The organism is Rhizobium sp. 10PS4, from assembly GCF_032464805.1.
GTDB lineage: Bacteria > Pseudomonadota > Alphaproteobacteria > Rhizobiales > Rhizobiaceae > Rhizobium > Rhizobium laguerreae.
This window is the reverse complement of the sequence record NZ_JAWDIW010000005.1, coordinates 99,840-122,285: the sequence shown is the minus strand read 5'-3', so window position 1 is coordinate 122,285 and position 22,446 is coordinate 99,840. Positions and strand designations below refer to the sequence as shown.

Below are 22,446 nucleotides of genomic sequence, written 5' to 3'. Positions count from 1 at the left end.
TCCGGCAGGGAAGACCGGACCCGTCCCCGTAGCTGATCGGAGGTCACTCGGATCAGAAACTGATTGTAGTGCTCCCGATCCGAAGACCGGGAGCATCCACCAAGTGGATTAGAACGAACGCTGCAGGCGGAAGTAGCCCGAAGTAGAGTCCTCACCATCATCCGGATCGAGGTACTGAACCGAAGCCTTGGCGTAGAAGTTGTCGACGATCTGGTAATCAACCGTCAGACCGACCTTCCATGCATCGCCGAGACCGTCGAAGTCTTCCGGAACTTCCGTGCCACCGCCGAAGTAGTTGCCGTAGTACTGAACGGCCGGGGTGATCTTGAGCTTGTCGGTTGCCTTGATAGCGTATTCGGCAGCAACAGCCCATTCAGCCGAAGAGTAGTACGAGTTCGGGCCGGAAGAGTATACGCCGGCGAGGCCGAGCGTGCCGGGACCGATTTCAACCGTACCCATCGCACGGATGGCGCCGTCTTCGTTGTCGAAGTCCCAGCCGCCAGTGACCTGGTAGCTGAATGCGCCGGCAGTGCCGCCAACGCCGAAGGCAACGCCGACATTGTTCGGACCATCGTCCGCAGTAAAGTCGCCGGTGACGGGGTCCACGGTACCCTGGTAAACGCCGTCTTCCAGTTCATCGACGCTGAGGCCAGCGTAGAAGGTGCCGCTTTCGTACTGATAGCGGAGGGAGTTGTGCAGGGTTACGACGGAGCCGATGTCGTCGGTTTCACCGGAGAGACCATCGTCCCACCAGCTGTAGAACAGACCGGCGCGGAAGCCCGCGACGTCGAGGTAAGCGGAGTCGAGGATGGCATCCTGATCGGTGGCATTGTCAGCATTGAACTGCATGACGATGACGCCGGTCAGCGGACCATACTCGGTGTCGCTCTTGGCCGTGAACTGAACCTGACCGCGAGTTACTGCATCCCAATCAGAATCGTTGTCACCACCTGGCTGGTCGCCAACGTTGACCTGGAAACGGATGTAGCCTTCGATCTTGAGGCAGGTTTCGGTGCCCGGGATGTAGAAGTAGCCGGTGCCGTAGGCGTCGCAGACGCGAACATATTCAACCGGTTCCGGCTCGGCAGCAACGATAGCGTCAGCTGCAAGAACCGGCGTCGATGCAGCAAATGCTGCTGCTGATGCAAGCAAAACCATTCTGATGTTCATTTACCAATCCATTCCTTTGTCGATCGGGGCTGGCTTCAGATCGGGTAGTCGATTTGAAGCCGGCCCAGTTTGAACAGCCATCTCGGCGTGCGGATCGATCGAACCGCCAAACCGTCATCACATACAAGGCCCTATCAAGCAATTCTCGATACACGCCAGATGGGTTCTCACGGGCTACTTTCCTCGACAACGTGATTTTTATACAACAATTTCAAATATTTATAGAAAAAACACGCCAAACGGCTTCGCGACGGAAATCCTCCATCGCAAGCCGCAAACGCTACACCCCATTTGTCAAATTCTCCACCGTCCGACCCCCGTCGAACATGCTGGTGAAGCGCATAAACTCTACCGCCGGCTAACAAGCACAAACAAGGTGGCGGCTTAGAACATAGTGTCCTGAATTCGATACCAATGAGACAAAATTATGACACATCGCCCATTGGTTACATCGACCATAACCCCGGAATCCTTACCAGGCTATTCATTTTTTCAGGAATTAGGGGCGATTTGAGCGTTTTTTCGCTATTTTTGAGGCTTTTTTTCAATCGGGGGACCACACATCACCAAACTCGGCCTTGCTAACTGGCATTCCCAGGTGCGGCCAGGATGTCACAAGTCGCCTCCAACGGGCATATCCGAGGTCGCAGACTCACGCCTGATATGAGGCCCGCTGAACCCTTGCAGTGTCGCGTGCGGTCACGGCCGCACGCTTGATCTCAATCCTCGTTGGACTTGGCATTGTCGAGAATCATGTAGTCGAGCGGCAGTTGCGTCGAATACTTGATCTGCTCCATCGCAAAGGCGGAGGAAACGTCGCGAATCTCGATCTTGGCGATCATCCGCTTATAAAAGGCGTCATAGGCGGCGATATCGGGCACGACGACTCGCAGGAGATAGTCGACATCGCCACTCATCCGGTAGAATTCGACCACTTCGGGGAATTCGGCGACCACTTCGGAAAAGCGGCGCAGCCATTCGATCGAATGGGTGGCAGTGCGAATCGACACGAAGACGGTGACCTTGGTGTTGACCTTCTCCGGATCGAGGATGGCGACTCGGCGCTTGATGACACCGTCTTCTTCCATCTTCTGGATGCGCCGCCAGCATGGCGTCGTCGAGAGACCCACTTTCTTGGCGAGATCGGCAACGGCAAGCGTCGAATCTTCTTGCAGAAGACGCAGTATTTTTCGGTCGAGGCGATCCATGCGCACAACAGTCCTTTCGAATTATTTTCTTTGTATAACTCGATTCCGCGCAACGAAAAGAATTTTGTTTCAGGAAAGCAGCATTTTCGTCCGTTCCTGCAGGATCGGGAGCAATTCTTTCTCGAACCAGGGATTGCGCTTCAGCCAGCCGCTATTGCGCCAGCTCGGATGCGGAAGCGGCAGCACCGCCGGCGATCGGTCGGACCGAAGACTGTCGCGCCACGCTCGCACCGTCTCGGTCATATTGTCCTGTCTTTCACCGGCCATATGCCAGGCCTGCGCATATTGGCCGATGACCAGCACCAGTTCGATCTGCGGCATGGCCGAGATCACTCTTTGCCGCCAGAACGGCGCGCATTCGCGCCGCGGCGGCAGATCCGCGCCCTTGTCATCATAGCCGGGAAAGCAGAAGCCCATCGGCACGATGGCGAATCGGCCGCGGTCATAGAAGCTTGCCCTGTCAACGCCGAGCCATGATCGCAGCCGGTCGCCCGATGCATCGTCGAATGGCAGGCCGCTCTCATGCACCCGAAGCCCGGGCGCCTGCCCTGCGATCAGGATGCGCGCGCTCGATGAGATCACCGCCACTGGCCGCGGCTCGTGCGGCAGCCGGTATTCGAGGCCTTTCGCCGGTGCGTCGCGACAGATGCGACAGCAGGCGATCTCCCGTCGCAGCGTCTCCAGCATGGCTTCGTCGCTCATGGCTTTACTCCCACCCGACGATCTGCCCGATGAAGCGCAGGGCGCCATCGAAGCCGGAACTCTGGCGCGCATGATCGCGCACATCGCGCGGCCGCTCGAAAGTCCCGGCCCAGAGACCGGCCTTCTCAGCCTTCGCCTCGGCCTCCTCCTTGCCATAATCGCCATAGGAGATGGCCATGCCCCGGCGCACCATGGCGGCATTGATGTCGCCGCCCGCCCCGCTCCGGCAGACGACGAGCAGCCTTTCGTAGCGGTCGCGCCGGCTGCCCTGACAAAGCGTTCCCGATGCCAGCACCATGTCCTGCAGCGCCTCGCGCGCCGCGCGCCCGCAGGCCCAGGCTTTCCCCGCCCGCTCGCAGCTCTGGTTGAGTTCCGGCGCATCGATGCCTTCGAGGCGCAAACGTTCGTCTCCCAATACCAGGCTGTCGCCGTCGGCAGCATGGAAGGCGCCCGCATGCTCGATTTTTGCTGCATCGTTGAGCTTGGCAGCGATCAGCGCCACGAGCGCCAGCAGGGCAAAAGCGGTGACGCCGTCGCGAATCAGGCGCAGGCCCCGTGTCACGCTTTTGCCTCCTTAAAAAACAAATCCTTGGCAAAGATGGCAAACATCTTCTTAAGAATTGCCGGTTAAGCTCTTATCCACCCTGGGATGAAGTTTCAACGTGCACATGAGTACCGGCGTAAGCACATCGACCGACAAGATCATCGTCGACAGGTCGCGCAGCCACCGCAACAAGGCCGTTTCCAAGGCCGTGCGGCAGACGCGCGAACGTCTTCAGTCCGGTCATGCGTCCAATTCCTCCTTCGATCGTGACGTGCTCGACATGTATGTGGCGTCGGTGCTGCAGGGCGCGACGATCATGCCGCTCTTCGTCGTCATCATCACCGCGCTTGGCGTCTATTTCACTGAAGATACGCAATTGCTCTTCTGGTCGCTGCTGACAGTCACCTGTCACGCCGGCAATATCCTGCTTGCAAGGCGGGCGCGCCGGCAGGAGATCACCGCCGAGAGCGCCCGCAAATGGCGCCGCCTGCTGCTCACCGGCCAGTTCCTGCTCGGCTGCTGCTGGGCCGTCTTCGCGCTGCAGGGCTGCGACACCTGCGAGCCATCGAGCTTCATTCTTTATAAGGGCGCCACGCTGCTGATCGCGCTCTCCATCACGGCGATGTCGAACTTCATGCTGACGCCCGCCGTGCTCGCCGCCTTCTCGCCGGCGGTCCTGGCGCTTGCCGCCAAGAGCGGCCTGTCGCGCGATCTCCTCGAAATCAGCCTGACGGGGCTCTTCACCACCACCCTCGTCTTCTTCAACTATATCAGCGACCGGCTCTTCAAGTCGAACCTCAGGATCCTTTCCTACCAATCGGAGAAGGACGACCTGATCGCCGAGTTGGAAGTGGCGAAGTCGATGTCGGATGAGGCTCGCCGCCGCGCCGAAGAGGCAAACCTCGCCAAGTCGCGCTTCCTTGCCTCCATGTCGCACGAGCTCAGAACCCCGCTCAACGCCATCCTCGGCTTTTCCGAAGTGATGTCTGCCGAAGTCATGGGGCCGCTCGCCAATCCGACCTACAAGGAATATGCGGGCGACATTCACCGTTCAGGCCAGCATCTGCTCGATCTCATTAATGAGATCCTCGACCTGTCGCGCATCGAGGCCGGCAAATACGAGTTGAGCGAGGAGGCGATTTCGCTTCTTGATATCACCGAAGATTGCATCGGCATGGTCCAGTTGCGCGCCCGCGCCAAGAACATTGCCATTTCGGACCAGTTCGAGCGGCAACTGCCGGCCATTTGGGCCGACGAGAAGTCGATGCGCCAGGTGGTGCTCAATCTTCTCTCCAATGCCGTCAAGTTCACGCCGCAGGGCGGCGAGATCCACGTCAAGGTCGGCTGGACGGCCGGCGGCGGACAGTACATCTCGATCAAGGACAACGGCCCTGGCATTCCGGAAGAAGAGATTCCCGTCGTCCTGTCGGCCTTCGGCCAAGGCTCGATCGCCATCAAGAGCGCCGAACAGGGCACCGGCCTCGGCCTGCCGATCGTCCAGGCGATCCTTGCCAAGCATGACGGACAGTTCCTGCTGAAATCGAAGCTGCGCGAGGGCACCGAAGTTATCGCCATCCTGCCCGCCAAGCGCGTGCTCCAGAGCCTGCCGGCCGTCGAGGAGGCCCAGGCCGTCGCGCGCAAGCGCAAAAGTTTTGCCTGATTCAGCGAAAGCATGATGCCGAAAAGTGTGAGCGGTTTTCGGGCAACATCATGCTTCAATTCTTAGACTTGGATCCGGATGACATTCGGCCGATCCAGCGTGAAATCATCCGGATCCAAAGAACAGATGCTTGCCGAGAACGAAGCCGAGATAGAGGCAGCAGGCGGCGATCATGCAGGTCACCGCGAAGGAGCCGAGATCCTTGGCGTGTTTGCCGACGATTGAAATCTCCGGCGAAATCCGGTCGATCACCTCTTCAACGGCGGTATTCATCGCCTCCATCGAAAAGAGCCCGAGAAACAGAAGCACCGCGACGACGATCTCGCCAGCAGTAGCTCCCACCAGCGCCAGCGCCGCGATCGAAACGACGAAGAAGCCGAGTTCCTGACGGAAGGCTGCCTCTTTCAGCACCCTCAGGAAGCCCGCCCAGGAATAGCTGGCGGCGGCGATGAAATGCCGAAGTCCGGTCTCTTTCGTCACCGCAGGCTTCGTCAAGATGCCCTCTCCTCTTTCCGTTGCATCACAGACCGGGAGAGGCTTTGCCGTCTCCTTTTTGATGGGCGAATACGCAAATACCGAATCCGCTTAGGCCGCGCAAGCGAACGCGTGCGGATGGACGGCGCCTACCGCGGCCTTAATGCTTATTCGACACGCCTGCCTGGGCGAAGGTCGCCATGCCGGAATGGCAGGCGGCGGCCGCCTTGACGATGCCGGCGGCTAGCGCCGCACCGGTGCCTTCGCCGAGCCGCATGCCGAGCGCCAGAAGCGGCGTCTTGCCGAGCATCTCGATCGAGCGCAGATGTCCGGGCTCGCCGGAGACATGGCCGATCAGGCAATGATCGAGTGCCGACGGATTGGCCGCTTTGAGGATCGCCGCCGCTGCGGTCGCGACATAACCGTCGATCAGCACCGGAATGCGCTCTATGCGCGCAGCAAGGATCGCGCCGGCCATCGCCGCGATCTCGCGGCCGCCAAGCCGGCGCATGATCTCGAGCGGATCGTCGAGATGGTCGCTATGCAGCGCCACCGCCTTTTCCACCGCCGCGATCTTGCGCTCCAGCATCTCGCCTTCCGAGCCGGTGCCCGGCCCCACCCAGTCGCGCGCCGAACCGCCGTAGAGTGCATAGTTGATCGCCGCCGCAATCGTCGTATTGCCGATGCCCATCTCGCCGATGCAAAGCAGGTCGGTGCCGCCGGCGATCGCCTCCATGCCGAAGGCCATGGTCGCGGCGCAATCGCGCTCGGAAAGCGCTGCCTCCTCGGTGATGTCGCCGGTGGGATAATCGAGGGCCAGATCGAAGACTTTCAGCCCGAGATCATAGGCGACACAGATCTGGTTGATTGCAGCACCGCCGGCTGCAAAATTCTCGACCATCTGTTGCGTCACCGTTGGCGGAAAGGGCGTGATGCCCTGCCTGGTGACGCCGTGATTGCCGGCAAAGATCGCCACCAGCGGCCGGTTGACGGCAGGTGTGCGGCCCGTCCAGGCAGCAAGCCAGAAGGCGATTTCCTCGAGCCGTCCGAGCGCGCCCGGCGGCTTGGTCAGCTGCGCGTCACGCTCGCGCGCCGCCACCAGCGCGCGGGCATCCGGCCCCGGCAGGTCACGGAGCAGGGTACGGAAATCGTCGAACGGCAGGCCTGAGACGCTCATCTGTGCGGTTTTCCTATGAATCCGGGTATTCTTGTTTTTTTCCCGCAAATCAGCTTCTTTGCGGGTGGCCACTCTCTTAAAGCGGGCGGACGAGGCGAACAACTCCAAAAGCGCCGCCGCGACCATAAGCCGAAACCTCCGGCAGAACGAAGCAGAATGAAGATCAAGGACTATGCGGTCGATACCGCCCGCGCCGTCGCCTTCCTCAGCCGCATTCCCATGCCGCAATCGCTGTTCAAAGGCTATGACGGCAGGCTCAGCCGGCTGGTGCGCGCCTTTCCCTTCGCCGGCATCGTCATCGGTTTCGTCCCCGCACTCGCCATCCTCCTCCTTTTGGGGCTGCGTGCGGACCCGCTGATGGCGGCCCTGATCGCGCTTTCCATCCAGGCCCTCGTCACCGGCGCGCTGCACGAGGACGGCCTGGCCGATACGGCCGACGGCATCGGCGGCGGCAAGAGCCGCGAACAGAGCCTCCTCATCATGAAAGACAGCCGGATCGGCACCTATGGCGCGATAGCGCTGATCCTCTCCTTCGCGATCCGCGCAGCCGCGCTTGCCGCCATCGCCCGCCATTCCTCGCCGCTCGCGGCAGCCCTCGCCATTCCCGCTGTCGCGGCCCTCAGCCGCGGTGCCATTGCCTGGCACTGGCAGCGGTTGGCGCCGGCAAAGGCCGACGGCGTGGCCGCCTCGACCGGCCAACCAGACGAGGCGGCGATGCAGTTTTCGCTCGCCTCAGCCTGCCTTGTCGCAGCGCTTCTGATCTGGCCCGCCTTCGGCTTGCGGCCGCTCATCGCAAGCCTGCTCGCCACCGGCATCGCAGGGCTCGCCTTCACCGCCTTCATCCGCCGCAAGCTTGCCGGTCACACCGGCGATACCTTGGGCGCAACGCAACAAATTTGCGAGATCGCCACCCTTTGCGCCCTTGCCACCGCTCTTTGAAATTCCGATATATCCTCCATGCAAACACCCTGCGTTCACGTCTGCTCCCTGGTTTCAGCCACCGGATTTTGTTCCGGCTGCGGCCGGACTCTTCAGGAAATCGGCAGCTGGACGAGCTATTCCGACATTGAGCGAAGGCGGATCATGGCGCTGCTGCCGGCAAGGCTTGCAGGTTCCGCCACGGTGCCGAACCATATGAAATCAAGCCTCGTCGCCGGGCCGGAGCGGCCTCTATGATTCGTTTGACCGTCTTCCTCGTCGTAATCGGCATCGGCCTTGCCGTGCTGATCCTCAACAGTGACAACAGCCGCATCCTTGGCCTGCAGAGCGATGACTTCGGCCGCGTCGTCTATCTGCTGCCGATCGCACTGATGCTGTCTGCCGGCATCTGGGCGAGCCGGCGCAGTGTCGGCGAAACGATGCGCCAGATGATGATCTGGCTGGTCATCATCCTGGCGCTCGTAACCGTCTATCTCTATCGCCAGGAAGCGCTCGGCGTCGGCAACAGGCTGCTCGCCGGCCTCGTTCCGGGCCGCGCAGTCGTCGTCACGACAAGCGAGGGCGGCCAGGAGATCATTCTGCACAAGCTGCTGAACGGCCATTTCGAAGCCGATGTCGCGGTCAATGGCCAGACGATCGAGATGCTCGTCGATACCGGCGCCAGCATGGTGGCGCTGTCGCGCGAAGATGCCGAACGGATCGGCATCGATCTCTCCCGCCTCACCTATTCCATGACTATCATGACAGCCAACGGCCGCGGCCGTGCAGCACCCGTCACCCTCGACCAGGTGGCGATCGGCCCGATCGTCCGCAACAATGTCGCAGCCAGCGTCGCCGAGGACGGCCGGCTCGACCAGAGCCTGCTCGGCATGAGCTTCCTGGAAACGCTGGGCTCGCTGCAGATGCAGACCGACGAACTCCGCATGCGCGATTAGCCTCGCAGCGCTCATGATCCGCTGCCGCTGCAGGCGCCTTTACGGCAACGGTCGGATCTGTCACTTTCAAGGGCAACAACAAGACCACAAAGAGCAAAAAGAAACTCCTGCCGCATAATTCCTTAAATCGGAATCGATTTAAGGAATTATGCAACAATTCAAAGTGCTACAGCGTCCTTTGCGCGTCTGAAAAGACGCGCGGCGCTGTAGTCTGGTGGCACCACAGTTCGGCCGGCCTTCGCCCGCAGCGAGGCCTTGACCCATGGGTGCGACAGGAGCTTCGCAATGAATTCACTCTGGCCGATCGTTATCGGCGGCGTTCTGCCCGCCCTGTTCTGGGGCATTACCGCCATCTTCCAGAAGCAGAGCGCCACGGCTGCCACCGGCTCGGCCGTCTACCTGATCGCCTTCGGCGCTACCTGCGCGCTCGCCGGCCTGATCGCCGCCTTGATCTGGCGCCCCGCCCCCTGGACCGCCGAAGGTCTCGGCTTTGCCGCTACATCAGGCGCCTGCTTTGCCGTCGGCACCGGCCTCATCAGCTTTGCGCTTTTCACTTATGGTGTCCCGGTCTCGAAACTCGCCCCAATCTGGAGCTGCAACGTGCTGGTGACACTGGCGATCGGCGCCGTCTTTCTCGGCGAAGCCTCCGAGCTCGACATCGTAAAGCTCGTCGCCGGCACCCTACTCATCATCTCCGGCGCCCTTCTCGTCAGCAGCGCCTGACGGAAAACTGGCGCAATATGCAGCAGCAGAAGACGAGCAGTTCGCCGCCACATGCTCCTGCGTTGCAGCTCCTTCAGCTTTGTTGATATCCTGCCGTCAAGGCGCTTCTGCGCCCATACCGGAGCCCGACATGAACCCAAGACAGTTGAAATCATTCCTCGCGGTGATCCGGCACGAAAGTCTCACGCGCGCCGCTGCCGAGGTCAATCTCGCTCAGTCAAGCCTCAGCGACCAGATACAGGCGCTGGAAGAGGAATTGGGCGCAGAGCTCTTCCTCCGCTCCCTGCAGGGCGTCATCCCGACACCCGCAGGTGCAGTCCTCAAGGCCTATGCCGAAGAGATATTGGCGCTGAACGACGAGGCGAAGGCTGCCGTCAGTGCTGCAGCCGGCAGCGCCGGACAGTCCATCACCTTGGGTACGCTCGAAACCATCGCCTCCGGGCGGCTGGCGCCCTGGCTGTCACTGTTTCGCAAGGACAACCCAGACGTCGGCCTCAAGCTCAAGGTCACCAGCAGCGGCGAATTGCTTGCGCAATTGCAGCAGAGCGCGATCGACATCGCCTTCACCTTCGATCGCGGACAGCAGGATGAGCGCTTCTTGACGCGCCGCATCTGCAGCGAACCGCTGGTGCTGATTGCCGGTCGCGATTTTCAAGCCCGGCCACCGGAGAGCCTCGCGGCGCTGAGCACCGCCCCCTTCGTCGCCACCGAAACCGGCTGCGTCTACCGTCACCTGTTCGACGCTGCCTTTGCCGAAGCACATATTGCAGCACCACCAATCGTGACTGAAGCCGACAGCATCGCGACAATCGTCCGGCTCGTTGCATCCGGCGCCGGCTTTAGCCTCGTCCCCCGCATTGCCGTCGGCCCGGCGGCAATGCGGGACAACATCGTCGAACTGCCATGGCCGGGCAAACCACCCGCAGCCTCGCTGGTGATGATGTGGCGGCGCAGGCGCGTGCAGCCGCCGGCGCTTACCCTCCTGCTGCAATCGGCAAGCGAAGAACTCTCGCCGCTCAGACCAGGCGATGCCCGCCTTCGACATGCAGGATAGTGCCTGTCGTGAATCCGTTGCCGATCAGGAAGCGGATCGCATCGGCAATATCATCGGGCCGTCCAACGCGTCCGGCCGGCAGGCGCTGCGCCATCGCATCAAGTGTCGCCTGTTTGGCGTCGCCGGCGACGAAGCTCCAGATCGGGGTATCCACCCATCCGGGCGACACTGCGTTGATCCGGATCGGCGCCAGCTCGACCGCCAGCGCCCTGACCAGGCCTTCGAGCGCCGCATTGACGGCTGCGACCACCGATCCACGCGCCGCCGGCCTGTAGGCCGCGACACCTGACGTATAGGTAATCGATCCTGAGGGCGGCAGATGGACGGCACCATATTTCGCCAGCAGCAGCGGCCCGTAGAACTTGCTTTCGACCACCCTTTGCGCCGCCGCAAGTTCGATCGACGGCAGCAGCTGATAGGCGCCTTCGATATCGGCCGCCGTGCTGACGATGTGATCGACCGGCCCGCTATTGCAAAACAGCGCCGCGACTTCTTCCTCGCGCGATATATCGACGGCAACCGTCGCCAATCCAGGATGCTCGCCGAGATCGCGACGGGCCGCCGTAAGCTTATCTTCGCTGCGTCCGGCGATCGTCACCGCCGCCCCTTCCCCGAGCAAACGCCTCGCCAGCGCCAGGCCCATTCCGGAACTGCCGCCAACAATAACGATCTTCGCGCCTTCGATCCTGATATCTGTCATCTGCCATCTCCTTCTCGGCTGATGCAGCAGATGCCTCGGATCAGAGTCGAAGAAAAACGGAAGAAACCGATGGTGTCATCGGGTTTTCCGATGGCGCGTGTTCGCGTGGATTGATCAGTTCCGCAGCCGGTAGCCGGTCTTGAAGATCCAGCCGAGGGTTCCCAGGCAGATCACCAGGAACACCGTGATCATCGCCAGGCTGATCGCCGGGTTGACGTCGGCGATCCCGTAAAAACTCCAGCGGAAGCCGCTGACGAGATAAAGCACCGGGTTGAGGTGGCTGACCGCCTGCCAGAAGGGCGGCAGCATACTGACCGAATAGAAGCTGCCGCCGAGGAAGGTCAGCGGCGGCACGACCAGCATGGGAATGAGGTTCAACTGCTCGAAATTGCCGGCCCAGATGCCGATCATGAAGCCGAACAGGCTGAAGGTGATCGCCGTCAACAGGAAGAACAGGATCATCATGAAGGGATGCTCGATCCTGACGTCGACGAAGAGAGTGGCGGTGAGGAGGATGATGAAGCCGATGATCATGCCCTTGGTCGCCGCCGCACCGACATAACCGAGCAGGATCTCCGTCATCGCCACCGGCGCGGAAAGCACCTCGTAGATCGTGCCGGTGAATTTCGGGAAATAGATGCCGAAAGAGCCGTTGCTGATGCACTGGCCGAGCAGCGTCAGCATGATCAGGCCGGGCGTGATGAAGGCGCCGTAGGACACGCCCTCCACCTCCTGAATGCGTGATCCCACAGCGGCACCGAAGACGATGAAATAGAGCGAGGTCGAGATGACGGGCGAGATGACGCTCTGCAGCAGCGTGCGGCGCGTGCGCGCCATCTCGAAGAAATAGATCGATTTGACGGCCTCGACGTTCATTTTTCCGCTCCCACCAGCGCCACGAAGATGTCCTCGAGCGAGCTTTGCCGCGTCGAGAGATCCTTGAAATGGATATTGTTCTCGCCGAGCCTGGTCAGCAGAGCTGCAATGCTCTCCTGCTCGTCGTCAGTGTCGAAATCATAGGTCAGCCGGTTGCCGTCTGCCTCCAGCGTCAGCCCGTTGCCGGCAAAACAATCCGGCAGCCGGTTGAGCGGTTCGGTGAGATCGAGGATGAGCTGCTTGCGGCCGAGCTTGGCCATCAACGCCGCCTTGTCCTCGACGAGCAGCAACTCGCCGCCGTTGATGACGCCGACACGGTCGGCGATTTCCTCGGCCTCTTCGATATAATGGGTGGTCAGGATGATGGTGACGCCGGAGGCCCGAAGCTCTTCGACGACATGCCACATGTCCTTGCGCAGCGTCACATCGACGCCGGCGGTCGGCTCGTCGAGGAAAAGAATATCCGGTTCATGGGAGAGCGCCTTGGCGATCAGCACGCGCCGCTTCATCCCGCCGGAGAGCTGGCGCAGCATATTGTCCTTCTTGTCCCACAGCGAGAGCGCGCGCAGCACCTTCTCGATATGGGCAGGATCGGCTTTCTTGCCGTGCAGCCCGCGCGAAAAGCTGACTGTATTGAACACCGTCTCGAACTGATCGGTGGTCAGCTCCTGCGGCACCAGCCCGATCATCCCGCGGGTGGCGCGGAAATCCTTCACGACGTCGTGGCCGGCGACCAGCACCCGGCCGCCGCTTGGATTGGCGATGCCGCAGATGATCGAGATCAGTGTCGTCTTGCCCGCGCCGTTCGGCCCGAGCAACGCAAGAATCTCACCCTTTTCGACGTCGAGATTGATGCCCTTCAGGGCCTCGAACCCATTGGAGTAGGTCTTGGTGAGGTTCTGAACGGAAATGATGGGGGCCATGCGGGACTCTTGCGGATTCTCGGAAGTTACTTCGGCCCGCTATATAGTCCCTTTGTAACGCTTTAACATCCTTAAGCGCATGAACACTGCATTCGCGCGCCGTTAACACAGTTGGCCCGGAGGGCTTAGGCGACCCACTGGTGAGATAGCCGGCATCGGGTCTTCCCAGGAAGCCGACCTCACCGGCGAAAAGAAAAGCGGCAGCTGGTTTCAGATGTCATCATCCGGTGATCTTCGTGCCCGATAAGAGAACCGAGGCCAGCACCGGTATCCGCCCCGCCGCCCACCCCTTTGCGGAGCCGTCTTGGGTGTTCTCGTTGCGCCCCTTTTTTGCTGCCTCGGCTTGTAGTGAAAGTTATTGTTCAGTCACGAAGTGCTTGGAACCGGCCAGTATCCCTGTTCAGCCGCGTTCGTCTTAGCCGGCCCTGTGCCGGCTTTCTTTTTTCGTTCCTCCGCACCTCGCTCTTTCCGTGACTCGCTGCGGATGAAAGGGACTAAGGGTATCCCTCACAGCTCGTCGTAATTGAACCAGTCGAAATCCGCGGCCTTCGCCCGGCCTGAGGTATCGAAGGCAAACACGCCGGCGAAAGCGCCGGTGAAGGAGCCGTGTTCGCCGCGCCCGCCCTCGTCTGAGATCACGCCGGCATCGAGGACTGGGCCGATCGGTTGCCAGGCGCCCTTGCCTTCGGTCTGCCAGAAGAATTGCAGGTCGTTCTCCCGGATTTCCATGGCGAGCTGGACACGACCTTCGGCGGCAATCGCCACGCCGCTTTCGGCGGGAAAACTCAGGCGTCCGTTCGGGTAGTCGCCGTTGCAAGAGAGGATTGTCACGCAGCGGCCGAGTGTCTCGTGCCGCGTCACGGCGACGGCGTGGAATTTGTGGCGGTTGTAGTAATGCGTCAGCCCCGCCACCTGCTGGTAGGTGTCAGGCGAGAATTCGACCACGGTCTCGGCACGGAAACTGTGATGCTCCTGGCGGCGGGCAACCAGCGACTGTTCGAACCAGGAGCCGATGCTTTCGCGCGCAATCAGGCGCAGATGGCCGGGACGATCCGTCAGGTTGAAGATGCGCGCGGGCTCTGGCGTGCGCAGCCATTGGAAATCGGCGGGCAGCGTGCCGCCATCGAAGCTGTATTCGCTGCGCATCGGCTTTTCCACCGGCACCGCGCCAAAGAGGCCCGGCACATCGACATCGGGCACTGAGGTGCCGTTTTCAAGATAGAGCCAGTCATCGTCGCGCCAGACGCATTTCTGTAAAGATGTCTCGCGCCCCAGCGTGCAGCGCCGCTTCGGCGGCAGCGGGCGGCCGCATAGATGGGTGTGATAGGCCTCCCCCTCCGGCGTCTCGACATATTGGCCATGCCCTGCCCGTTGCAGCACTGCGCCCGGATGATCCTTGGAGGTGATGAGATGCATGTTCGGATGCATCTCATAGGGTCCGTCGATATCACGCGACCGCGCCATGGTGACGGCATGGTCGTAGCCGGTGCCGCCTTCGGCGGTGGTCAGATAATACCAGCCGTTGCGCTTGAAGAGATGCGGGCCTTCGACGAGGCCGAGCGGGCTGCCGGCGAAGATGTTCTTGATCGGCCCCTTCAGCGCCTTTGCCACCGGATCCCATTCCTGCAGCAGGATGCCGTCGAAGGCCGGCGATTTCGGCGAGCCGCCATAGCTTTCGGTGCGGTGGTTCCACTGCATGTTGACGAACCATTTCCGGCCGTCATCGTCGTGGAACAGCGAGGGATCGAAGCCGGAGGAATTGACATAGACCGGCTCGGACCATTCGGCCTCGATCGTGGGTGCCGTGACGATGTAGTTCGGCGCATCCTTGAAATTGCCGTCGTAGCGCTTGACGTCGGTATAGACCAGCCAGAACTGCCCGTCGGCATAGGACAGGCACGGCGCCCAGATGCCGCAGCTATCGGGATTGCCGCGCATGTCGAGCTGCGATCTCCGCTCCAGCGGCCGGCGCACCAGCGTCCAGTTCGCCAGGTCACGCGAATGGTGGATCTGCACGCCGGGGTACCATTCGAAGGTCGAGGTGGCGATGTAATAATCCGCGCCAACGCGGCAGATCGACGGATCGGGATTGAACCCGGGCAGGATGGGATTGCGGATCATGACAGGGTCTCCTCCGACCGGCGGTGCTTTGCTGTACGTACATCAGATTATAGCAGAAAAAGGCCCGGAAGACTTGCCTCCGGGCCTGAGATGACTATTCGCGTTCGGCGGACTTGGCCCAGAGGTTGATGTCGGCCTCGCGGGCATAGACATCGATCTCTGCAAGCTCCTCGACGCTGAATTCGAGATTGTCGAGCGCCTTGACGCAATCGACGATCTGCGACGAGCGGCTTGCGCCGATCAGCGCCGAAGTCACACGGCCGCCGCGCAGTACCCAGGCGATCGCCATCTGCGCCAGCGTCTGACCGCGTCTTTCGGCGATCTCGTTGAGCTTGCGGATATTGTCGATGATCGAGGGGCGGATGTAGTCGCGCTTGAGAAAGTGGTTCTGCGCCGCGCGGCTGTCTTCCGGAATGCCACCGAGATATTTCGTCGTCAGCATGCCCTGGGCAAGCGGCGAGAACACGATCGAGCCCATGCCGACCTCATCCAGCGTATCGAGCAGCCTGTCATCCTCCACCCAGCGGTTGAGCATCGAATAGCTCGGCTGGTGGATCAGGCACGGCGTACCGAGCTCCTTGAGGATTGCGGCGGCTTCTCGCGAGCGCTGCGAATTATAGGAGGAAATGCCGACATAGAGTGCCCGGCCGGAACGGGCGATATGGTCGAGAGCGCCGCAGGTCTCTTCCAGCGGTGTTTCCGGGTCGAAGCGGTGTGAATAGAAGATGTCGACATAGTCGAGGCCCATCCGCTTCAGGCTCTGGTCGCAGGAGGCGATCAGATACTTGCGGCTGCCCCATTCGCCGTAAGGGCCGGGCCACATGTCGTAGCCGGCCTTGGAGGAGATGATCAGCTCGTCGCGAAGCCCGACGAATTCGGTGCGCATGATTTCGCCGAAGGCGGTCTCGGCGCTGCCGGGAGGCGGGCCGTAATTGTTGGCGAGGTCGAAATGGGTGATGCCGAGGTCGAAGGCCGTGCGGCACATATCGATTTTGCGGTCATGCGGCGTGTCGCCGCCGAAATTATGCCAAAGGCCGAGCGAGACAGCCGGCAGCTTCAGGCCGGAACGGCCCGTGCGGTTATATTTCATTTTCGAATAACGGTCTGCGGCCGGTTGCCAGCTCATCTGAATGTCTCCTCAACTTATAAAAATTGCTTCTCTTTCGTATCCGCCTAGAGCGGCGGTCGAAAGCTAAAAACGTCGCCGCCCTCATGTCAGACCGAGCGCGTCGGCACTGGCAGGCCCTGCCCTCAAACACCGTCATCCTCGGGCTTGTCCAGAGGATCTGCCGCGCCATCAGTAGGTCCTCGGGACAAGCCCGAGGATGACGACGCTAGCGTGGTGCCCTGATGATGATCCGGGACCGGCTTTAGCCAAGCCCCAAACCAAGCCTCACCTCTACTTCAAAAGCGCCTGCGCTTCTTCGATACCAAGCGCGGCCGGTTGCGTGCAGGTCGTGGTCAGGTCGATGAAACGGCCCTCTTCGCCCGACTTTAGGATCGAGGTCATGACGTCGACGCCATGCAGCGTGCGGTCGAGCGAGCAGCGCGCATCGCGGCCCTCGATCAGCGACATGGCCATGTCGGCCAAGCCGGCGGTGCGGTAGTTGGCGCGCGATCCGCTCGGGCTTTCCTGGTTGATCTTGCCGAACGGATGCTCCCAGGCATCGAGCGGCTTGATGTCCTTGTCACGGCCGCTTGCCTCGACTACGCCGCCGAAGAAGTTCGGATCCGGCACGTAGAGCGAGCCGTCGGTGCCATAGAGTTCCATATTGGCATGGCGGTGCGACCACACGTCCCAGCTCGCCGTCAGCGTCACCGTGGCGCCGTTGACGAATTCGAGCAGCGCCTGGATCGTCGTCGGCGTCTTGACCGGGATGATTTCACCGTTGCGCGGCTGGCTGGTGATGGTGCGGGTCGGCGACGCCATCGAGGTCATGCTGCCGACACGTTTGACCGGACCGATCAGGTTGATCAGGTTGGCGATGTAATAAGGACCGAGATCGAGGATCGGGCCGCCGCCCGGCAGGAAGAAGAAATCCGGGTTCGGATGCCACATTTCCATGCCGGGGCTCATCACGTAGCAGGCGCCCGAGGTCACCCGGCCGATGCCGCCGTCGTCGATGAACTTGCGGGCGAGCTGATGGGCGCCGCCGAGGAACGTGTCAGGGGCGCAGCCGACGGCGAGGTTCTTTTCCTTGGCGATGCGACGAAGCTCCTCGCCCTCTTCGAGCGAAAGCACCAGCGGCTTTTCGGAATAGACGTGTTTTCCGGCCTCGAGGATCGCCTTCGATACCGGGAAATGCGCATCCGGGATCGTCAGGTTAACGACGACGTCGATCTCGTCATTGACGAGAAGCTCGTCGATCGTCTGCGCTTTGACGCCATATTCCTTGGCGCGCGCTTCGGCCGCCTGCACGTTGATATCGGCGCAAGCCAGCACCTTCAGCCCCTTGAAGAGCGGTGCCAGCGAAAAGTAAGTGGTGGAGATGTTGCCGCATCCGATGATGCCGACGCCAAGTTCCCTGGTCATGATGAAGCCTCAGTAGGTCTGGAAGGATGCGATCGAGCGGCTGATATTGCGGTCGATGTCATTCGGGTTATCGTGTTCGACGACGTAGTGCTTGGCCTTGGTGGCGCGCAATGCCGTCATCAGCCTGGCCCACTCAACCTTGCCGTGACCGACATCGGCCCAGCCGTCCTCGTCCTTCGCTTCGCCGGCCGGCGCGATGTCCTTTACGTGCACGGCGGTGATGCGGGACCCAAGCTTCTCGACCCAGCCGAAGGGATCGGCGCCACCGCGGATAACCCAGGCGATGTCGGCTTCCCAGGAAATATCGGGCGCGCCTTCGAAGATGCGCTCGATCGGCCGCGAGCCGTCCTGCAGCTTGAAGAATTCGAAATCATGATTGTGCCAGCCGAATTCGTAGCCGGCAGCCTTGTAGGGCTTGGCTATCTCCTGCAGACGCTTGCCGAAGGCGACCCAGCCGGCGGCGTCGGAGGGCCGCTGGTCGGCGGCCAAATGCGGCGCATAGATCGAATCCATGCCGAGAATCTTGGCAATATCAAGCGACTTCTCGACTTCCTTCTCCAGAAAATCAGGGCTGAAATGGCCGGTCGCCATGACCAGGCCATTCTTGTCGAGGTCGGCGCGAAGGCTCTTCAGCCCGGCATCGTCGAGATCGGCATAGATGCCGCCGAAGCCCTCGACTTCGGCATAGCCAGCCTTGCCGAGCTTTTTGAAGATCGCCGAATAGGGCTGGAAGTTGCGGGCGCTATAGAGCTGGTAGCTGAGTTTCGTCATCATGTTCTCCTTGGGCCTCGTGCCCATTCTTGCAAGATCAATCCGCCGACTGGCAGGAATACAGGTCGTAGAACCGGAACTCCGGAAGCGCGCCACGATCAAGCGGTCGTGCCGGGGTAAAGGTGATGCGGCGGCTCTCGCCGGCCGCAAGATCGAAGGCGTTGTCGGAATATTTGCCGTCGGTCTCGGTTTCGATCATCACGAAAAGCGCAAGTCCCTTTGCGGTGACGTTGATGTCGACGGAGCCATTCTCCTCGACATATTCGTGGGTGACTGTCAGCCCCGCAGGTTCCAGTTCCAGCGCCTTGTAGGTACCTTTGACATGGTGCCCCTCGCCGCCGGTGCCGTTCGATGCGGTGAAACGCCAGGCAAGCAACGTTCCCTCGGGAATATCGGAAACGTCGATGCTCGTCGCTGTGACGGCCGCATCCGGCGAACATATGGCCTGTACGTCTCTCAGGTGCCGGCGCTCGCCCTGCGTCGTCAGCAGCGATATCGAAAGGTCGACGCTGACATCGGCAAGCGTATCGTTGACCAGCGAGAAGCGGATCGTCTTCTCGTCGTCGGAAGGAATGGCAGCGACCGCGACCGGCTGGAAGAAGCGCTTGACGAGATAGTGCATCGCCTTCCAGCGGCCGCCATAATCGAGGCTCGACCAGGAGGCGACCGGCCAAGTGTCGTTGAGCTGCCAGTAGATCGTGCCCATACAATGGGGTTTGAGCGACCGCCAGTATTCCACCGCCGTCTTGATCGCCAGCCCCTGCTGGATCTGGGAGAGATAGACGAAATTCGGAAAATCCTTGGGGAATCGGAAATAACGGAACATCGTGCCGGCGATGCGCTCGTTGCCGCCGGCATTCTTCTGGTGCAGCTCCATGACCGGGGAAGCGACGTTCATGTCTTTCGCCTCGGCATAGGTCTTGATCACAGGCAGCGACGTATAGGACTGGAAACCGAATTCCGAGCAAAAGCGTGGACGCACCGAGCGGTAATTGTCGAACGACTTGTTCTCGTGCCAAACCGACCAGTAATGCATATCGCCGGACCCGTCCGCATGCCAGGCATCGCCGAAATCGAGATAACCGGAAGCCGGGCTCGACGGCCACCACAGCGCGCCGGGCAGCGCCTTTTTCACTGCCTGCTCGATCGTGCGGTTGAGGCGATCATAGGAAACGAGATAGCGGTCGCGGTCCTTCCTCGATTCCTCGAACCAGGTGAGCGCCCCGACCAGTTCGTTGTCGCCGCACCAGAGCACGATCGAGGGATGCGAGGAGAGCCGGCGCACCTGGTAATCGACCTCGATCGTCACATTGTCGAGAAAGTCCTCGGTCGACGGATAGAGGTTGCAGGCAAACATGAAGTCCTGCCAGACCATCAGGCCCAGCCGGTCGCAGAGATCGTAGAAATGATCCTGCTCATAGAAGCCGCCGCCCCAGACGCGGATCATGTTCATGTTGGCCGCTTTGGCCGATTGCAGCAGGTCTTCGGTCTTCTCAGGCGAAGACAGCGAAAACAGCGCGTCGGCCGGTATCCAGTTGGCGCCGCGGCAGAAGATCTCGCGGCCGTTGACCTTGAACGCGAAGCGGCTGCCGGCCGCATCCGGCGTGGTGACCAGTTCGACGGTGCGAAGACCGATCTGCTTGATCACCTCATCCGTCGGCAATTCGACGGAAAGCCTGTAGAGCGCCTGCTCGCCGCTGCCGGAGGGCCACCAGAGGCGCGGATTGTCGATATGGAAGAGATGGTTGACATGGGTCTCCCCATTGACGCCGACATCCAGGCGCACGCGTTCGCCATCGAGGTCGAAATAAACCTGAGCAATGTCTGGCCCCTTGGAAAACAGCGTCGCCGTCACTTTGAGGTCGACCGAGCCATCGTTATTGTGGGTCTGGCGGGTGACCACATGTTCGATGCGCGCAGTTTCGAGCTTCTTCAGTGCGATCGTCCCGTAGAGGCCGAGCGGGGCAATGGCGATGTTCCAGTCCCAGCCGAAATGGCATTGCGGCTTGCGCAGCATGTTGCCGTCGGGGATCGGCGAGTTGCCCGTGCTGTAGGGAATGTAGAAGGGCTGCTGCTTCTGTCGCGCGGCGCCGACGGCGACGTTGGAGGCAAAGACGATGCGGATGCTGTTATCGCCTGACTTCAGCATGCTGGAGACATCGGGCCGGTAGCGGCGGAAGCTGTTATCGGCTTCGAGCGCCAGAAAGCCGTTGACGTGGACGCTGGCAACCGTGTCGAGATAGTCGATATCGAGATACCAGTCGCCCTCGACCTCCTGCAGTGTGAAGCTACGCTCGACCGCCCATTCGCGCTCGGCGACCCACTGCACCTTTTCCTCGTTGCGGCCGAAATAAGGATCGGGGATCAGCCCTGCCCGGTGAAGCGCCGTGTGAACGTCGCCCGGCAGCATGATCGCTGTGCGGATCTCGCCGTCGACAGAGGCGAGCTGCCACGAACCGGAAAGGTCGATGTTGGGAGTAGTTGATCGATGCGTCACGATATCGTTTCCGATTTACGTTTTTGAAAGAGACGGCGCATGGTCGTCGTCCGGTAGCTGTCGTTCGTCAGGGTCCGGTGGATGACTGAGGTTCCGGCTTGCTCCCCTCTTCTCCCCAGCGGGGAGAAGGTGGCCCGAAGGGTCGGATGAGGGGGCCACACGGCACACCCTTCATTGCCCCTCGCTTACGCTCAGTGCATTCGCTCCTGTCGTCGCTCACCCCCTCAACCGCCTGCCGGCACCTTCTCCCCGCTGGGGAGAAGAGATGTGTAGCAGCGCCTTGGTCCCCTTCTTCTCCGCTGGAGCCAGGGGAGCGGACAGGAGCGGTGGGAGGCCCGACGGCCAATCAAATCCTGTCCTCCGTTTCGGCATCGAAGACCGAGGCGACCGACATGTCGAAGCTGAGCTTCACCTTGGCTCCGACGTTAAAGCGGCGCGCGCCGTTGACGCGTACCGACATCGTGTGACCGGCATGTTTCAGCCACAGAAGATTGTCCGCGCCCATCGGCTCCTCGATATCGACGGTGGCGTCATGTTCTTCGCCGCCGGTGTTCTCGTTGACCTTGATGTGTTCCGGACGAACGCCGAGCACCACCTTGCGGCCGGGCTGCAGCGCCTCGCTAGCGTCGTAGGCAGCGAGCGAGAAAATGACGCCATTGGCCGAAAAGGCAATGCCGTCGCCTGACTTGACCAGCTCGCCGCGCAGGAAATTCATCGACGGCGAGCCGATGAAGCCCGCGACAAAGAGGTTACGCGGCCTGTTGTAGATCGTCGTCGGATCGTCGAGCTGCTGGATGATGCCGCTCTTCATGATAGCGATGCGGTCGGCAAGCGTCAGCGCCTCGATCTGGTCGTGGGTGACGTAGATCATCGTGTTCTTCAGCGACTGGTGCAGGCGCTTGATCTCGACGCGCAGCTCCGAGCGGAGTTTGGCGTCGAGATTGGACAGCGGCTCATCGAACAGGAAGACATCGACATCGCGCACCAGTGCCCGTCCGATCGCCACGCGCTGGCGCTGGCCGCCGGAAAGCTCGGCCGGCTTGCGCTTCAGGAGCGGCTGAATCTGCAGGATTTCGGAGGCACGCGCCACCCGCTTGTCGATCTCTGCCTGCGGCACCTTGGCGACGCGAAGACCGAAGGACAGGTTCTTCTCGACGGTCATCTGCGGATAGAGCGCATAGGATTGGAACACCATTCCGATGCCGCGGTCCTTCGGCTCTTCCCAGGTGACGTTCTTGCCCTTGATGAAGATCTGCCCTTCCGAGGCGTCGAGCAGGCCGGCGATGCAGTTGAGCAAGGTCGACTTGCCACAGCCGGACGAGCCGAGCAGAACCAGGAATTCGCCGTCGTTAATGTCGAGATTGAGATCCTTCAGCACGCTGACCGAGCCGAAGTTCAGGGACAGATCCTTGATGGAGACGCTTGCATTCATATTCATG

The 22,446-nt window shown here is 61.2% G+C and carries 21 protein-coding genes; 6 read left to right on the top strand and 15 right to left on the bottom strand.

All coding sequences use genetic code 11. The features are described from left to right. Positions 1–108: 108 nt before the first annotated feature. From RWJ89_RS10955 to RWJ89_RS10940, 4 genes are all read right to left on the bottom strand, one after another. Positions 109–1,170: a porin gene (locus RWJ89_RS10955; protein ID WP_221943761.1), complete on the bottom strand. Its 1,062-nt coding sequence runs from the start codon at positions 1,168–1,170 to the stop codon at positions 109–111. A gap of 719 nt (positions 1,171–1,889) precedes the next feature. Then, on the bottom strand, positions 1,890–2,378 hold the full coding sequence (locus RWJ89_RS10950) for an Lrp/AsnC family transcriptional regulator (RefSeq protein ID WP_003540387.1): 489 nt from the start codon (positions 2,376–2,378) through the stop codon (positions 1,890–1,892). Between the two features lie 69 nt (positions 2,379–2,447). After that, positions 2,448–3,080: a uracil-DNA glycosylase family protein gene (locus RWJ89_RS10945; protein WP_025394873.1), complete on the bottom strand. Its 633-nt coding sequence runs from the start codon at positions 3,078–3,080 to the stop codon at positions 2,448–2,450. Between the two features lie 4 nt (positions 3,081–3,084). Further along, on the bottom strand, positions 3,085–3,642 hold the full coding sequence (locus RWJ89_RS10940; RefSeq protein WP_316030909.1) for a thermonuclease family protein: 558 nt from the start codon (positions 3,640–3,642) through the stop codon (positions 3,085–3,087). A gap of 106 nt (positions 3,643–3,748) precedes the next feature. Here RWJ89_RS10940 and RWJ89_RS10935 point away from each other — a divergent pair, with 106 nt between their 5' ends. Further along, entirely contained in the window at positions 3,749–5,284 is a 1,536-nt protein-coding gene (locus tag RWJ89_RS10935) for a sensor histidine kinase (protein ID WP_222038357.1), read from the top strand. A gap of 105 nt (positions 5,285–5,389) precedes the next feature. Here the strand turns inward: RWJ89_RS10935 and RWJ89_RS10930 are convergent, their stop codons facing one another. Next, positions 5,390–5,779: a diacylglycerol kinase gene (locus tag RWJ89_RS10930; RefSeq protein WP_020050291.1), complete on the bottom strand. Its 390-nt coding sequence runs from the start codon at positions 5,777–5,779 to the stop codon at positions 5,390–5,392. A 139-nt stretch (positions 5,780–5,918) separates the two neighbouring features. Next, a complete protein-coding gene (gene cobT / locus RWJ89_RS10925) occupies positions 5,919–6,935 on the bottom strand; it encodes a nicotinate-nucleotide--dimethylbenzimidazole phosphoribosyltransferase (RefSeq protein WP_131642371.1) in 1,017 nt (338 codons plus the stop codon). Positions 6,936–7,091: 156 nt separating this feature from the next. Here cobT and RWJ89_RS10920 point away from each other — a divergent pair, with 156 nt between their 5' ends. The 5 genes from RWJ89_RS10920 to RWJ89_RS10900 all read left to right on the top strand — a co-directional run bounded on the left by RWJ89_RS10920 (position 7,092) and on the right by RWJ89_RS10900 (position 10,586). After that, positions 7,092–7,874: an adenosylcobinamide-GDP ribazoletransferase gene (locus tag RWJ89_RS10920; RefSeq protein WP_131664950.1), complete on the top strand. Its 783-nt coding sequence runs from the start codon at positions 7,092–7,094 to the stop codon at positions 7,872–7,874. A gap of 18 nt (positions 7,875–7,892) precedes the next feature. Beyond that, a complete protein-coding gene (locus tag RWJ89_RS10915) occupies positions 7,893–8,111 on the top strand; it encodes a DUF1289 domain-containing protein (protein WP_131642369.1) in 219 nt (72 codons plus the stop codon). Then, positions 8,108–8,809 carry a TIGR02281 family clan AA aspartic protease gene (locus RWJ89_RS10910; protein ID WP_131642368.1) on the top strand — a complete coding sequence of 234 codons (702 nt, stop codon included), beginning with the start codon at positions 8,108–8,110 and terminating at the stop codon, positions 8,807–8,809. Before RWJ89_RS10915 ends, RWJ89_RS10910 begins: the two co-directional genes overlap by 4 nt. A gap of 285 nt (positions 8,810–9,094) precedes the next feature. Further along, positions 9,095–9,532, top strand: coding sequence for an EamA family transporter (locus tag RWJ89_RS10905; protein WP_025394880.1), 438 nt, complete (start codon positions 9,095–9,097; stop codon positions 9,530–9,532). 130 nt (positions 9,533–9,662) lie between these two features. Continuing rightward, positions 9,663–10,586 carry a LysR family transcriptional regulator gene (locus tag RWJ89_RS10900; RefSeq protein ID WP_131642367.1) on the top strand — a complete coding sequence of 308 codons (924 nt, stop codon included), beginning with the start codon at positions 9,663–9,665 and terminating at the stop codon, positions 10,584–10,586. Here RWJ89_RS10900 and RWJ89_RS10895 read toward each other — a convergent pair. The 9 genes from RWJ89_RS10895 to RWJ89_RS10855 form a co-directional block, all read right to left on the bottom strand. After that, positions 10,549–11,286, bottom strand: coding sequence for an SDR family oxidoreductase (locus RWJ89_RS10895; protein ID WP_131642366.1), 738 nt, complete (start codon positions 11,284–11,286; stop codon positions 10,549–10,551). The two genes, RWJ89_RS10900 and RWJ89_RS10895, sit on opposite strands and share 38 nt — an antisense overlap. A gap of 114 nt (positions 11,287–11,400) precedes the next feature. Next, on the bottom strand, positions 11,401–12,162 hold the full coding sequence (locus RWJ89_RS10890; RefSeq protein WP_020050299.1) for an ABC transporter permease: 762 nt from the start codon (positions 12,160–12,162) through the stop codon (positions 11,401–11,403). Then, positions 12,159–13,085, bottom strand: coding sequence for an ABC transporter ATP-binding protein (locus tag RWJ89_RS10885; RefSeq protein WP_025394881.1), 927 nt, complete (start codon positions 13,083–13,085; stop codon positions 12,159–12,161). Before RWJ89_RS10885 ends, RWJ89_RS10890 begins: the two co-directional genes overlap by 4 nt. A 507-nt stretch (positions 13,086–13,592) precedes the next feature. After that, positions 13,593–15,206 carry a glycoside hydrolase family 43 protein gene (locus tag RWJ89_RS10880; protein WP_316028615.1) on the bottom strand — a complete coding sequence of 538 codons (1,614 nt, stop codon included), beginning with the start codon at positions 15,204–15,206 and terminating at the stop codon, positions 13,593–13,595. Positions 15,207–15,300: 94 nt separating this feature from the next. Further along, positions 15,301–16,332 carry an L-glyceraldehyde 3-phosphate reductase gene (mgrA, locus tag RWJ89_RS10875; protein WP_221943784.1) on the bottom strand — a complete coding sequence of 344 codons (1,032 nt, stop codon included), beginning with the start codon at positions 16,330–16,332 and terminating at the stop codon, positions 15,301–15,303. Between the two features lie 273 nt (positions 16,333–16,605). Beyond that, positions 16,606–17,739 carry a Gfo/Idh/MocA family protein gene (locus RWJ89_RS10870; RefSeq protein ID WP_222061096.1) on the bottom strand — a complete coding sequence of 378 codons (1,134 nt, stop codon included), beginning with the start codon at positions 17,737–17,739 and terminating at the stop codon, positions 16,606–16,608. Positions 17,740–17,748: 9 nt separating this feature from the next. After that, on the bottom strand, positions 17,749–18,510 hold the full coding sequence (locus tag RWJ89_RS10865; protein ID WP_222061095.1) for a sugar phosphate isomerase/epimerase family protein: 762 nt from the start codon (positions 18,508–18,510) through the stop codon (positions 17,749–17,751). A 37-nt stretch (positions 18,511–18,547) separates the two neighbouring features. Further along, a complete protein-coding gene (locus RWJ89_RS10860) occupies positions 18,548–21,007 on the bottom strand; it encodes a beta-mannosidase (RefSeq protein WP_316028616.1) in 2,460 nt (819 codons plus the stop codon). A 346-nt stretch (positions 21,008–21,353) separates the two neighbouring features. After that, on the bottom strand, positions 21,354–22,445 hold the full coding sequence (locus tag RWJ89_RS10855) for an ABC transporter ATP-binding protein (protein WP_222061093.1): 1,092 nt from the start codon (positions 22,443–22,445) through the stop codon (positions 21,354–21,356). Position 22,446: the final 1 nt, after the last annotated feature.

Excerpts from the sequence above, each read along its gene's own strand:
- RWJ89_RS10955 (WP_221943761.1), bottom strand. The coding sequence starts at position 1,170 with ATGAACATCAGAATGGTTTTGCTTGCATCAGCAGCAGCATTTGCTGCA.
- RWJ89_RS10950 (WP_003540387.1), bottom strand. The coding sequence starts at position 2,378 with ATGGATCGCCTCGACCGAAAAATACTGCGTCTTCTGCAAGAAGATTCG.
- RWJ89_RS10945 (WP_025394873.1), bottom strand. The coding sequence starts at position 3,080 with ATGAGCGACGAAGCCATGCTGGAGACGCTGCGACGGGAGATCGCCTGC.
- RWJ89_RS10935 (WP_222038357.1), top strand. The coding sequence starts at position 3,749 with ATGAGTACCGGCGTAAGCACATCGACCGACAAGATCATCGTCGACAGG.
- cobT (WP_131642371.1), bottom strand. The coding sequence starts at position 6,935 with ATGAGCGTCTCAGGCCTGCCGTTCGACGATTTCCGTACCCTGCTCCGT.
- RWJ89_RS10920 (WP_131664950.1), top strand. The coding sequence starts at position 7,092 with ATGAAGATCAAGGACTATGCGGTCGATACCGCCCGCGCCGTCGCCTTC.
- RWJ89_RS10915 (WP_131642369.1), top strand. The coding sequence starts at position 7,893 with ATGCAAACACCCTGCGTTCACGTCTGCTCCCTGGTTTCAGCCACCGGA.
- RWJ89_RS10910 (WP_131642368.1), top strand. The coding sequence starts at position 8,108 with ATGATTCGTTTGACCGTCTTCCTCGTCGTAATCGGCATCGGCCTTGCC.
- RWJ89_RS10905 (WP_025394880.1), top strand. The coding sequence starts at position 9,095 with ATGAATTCACTCTGGCCGATCGTTATCGGCGGCGTTCTGCCCGCCCTG.
- RWJ89_RS10900 (WP_131642367.1), top strand. The coding sequence starts at position 9,663 with ATGAACCCAAGACAGTTGAAATCATTCCTCGCGGTGATCCGGCACGAA.
- RWJ89_RS10895 (WP_131642366.1), bottom strand. The coding sequence starts at position 11,286 with ATGACAGATATCAGGATCGAAGGCGCGAAGATCGTTATTGTTGGCGGC.
- RWJ89_RS10890 (WP_020050299.1), bottom strand. The coding sequence starts at position 12,162 with ATGAACGTCGAGGCCGTCAAATCGATCTATTTCTTCGAGATGGCGCGC.
- RWJ89_RS10885 (WP_025394881.1), bottom strand. The coding sequence starts at position 13,085 with ATGGCCCCCATCATTTCCGTTCAGAACCTCACCAAGACCTACTCCAAT.
- RWJ89_RS10880 (WP_316028615.1), bottom strand. The coding sequence starts at position 15,206 with ATGATCCGCAATCCCATCCTGCCCGGGTTCAATCCCGATCCGTCGATC.
- mgrA (WP_221943784.1), bottom strand. The coding sequence starts at position 16,332 with ATGAGCTGGCAACCGGCCGCAGACCGTTATTCGAAAATGAAATATAAC.
- RWJ89_RS10870 (WP_222061096.1), bottom strand. The coding sequence starts at position 17,739 with ATGACCAGGGAACTTGGCGTCGGCATCATCGGATGCGGCAACATCTCC.
- RWJ89_RS10865 (WP_222061095.1), bottom strand. The coding sequence starts at position 18,510 with ATGACGAAACTCAGCTACCAGCTCTATAGCGCCCGCAACTTCCAGCCC.
- RWJ89_RS10855 (WP_222061093.1), bottom strand. The coding sequence starts at position 22,445 with ATGAATATGAATGCAAGCGTCTCCATCAAGGATCTGTCCCTGAACTTC.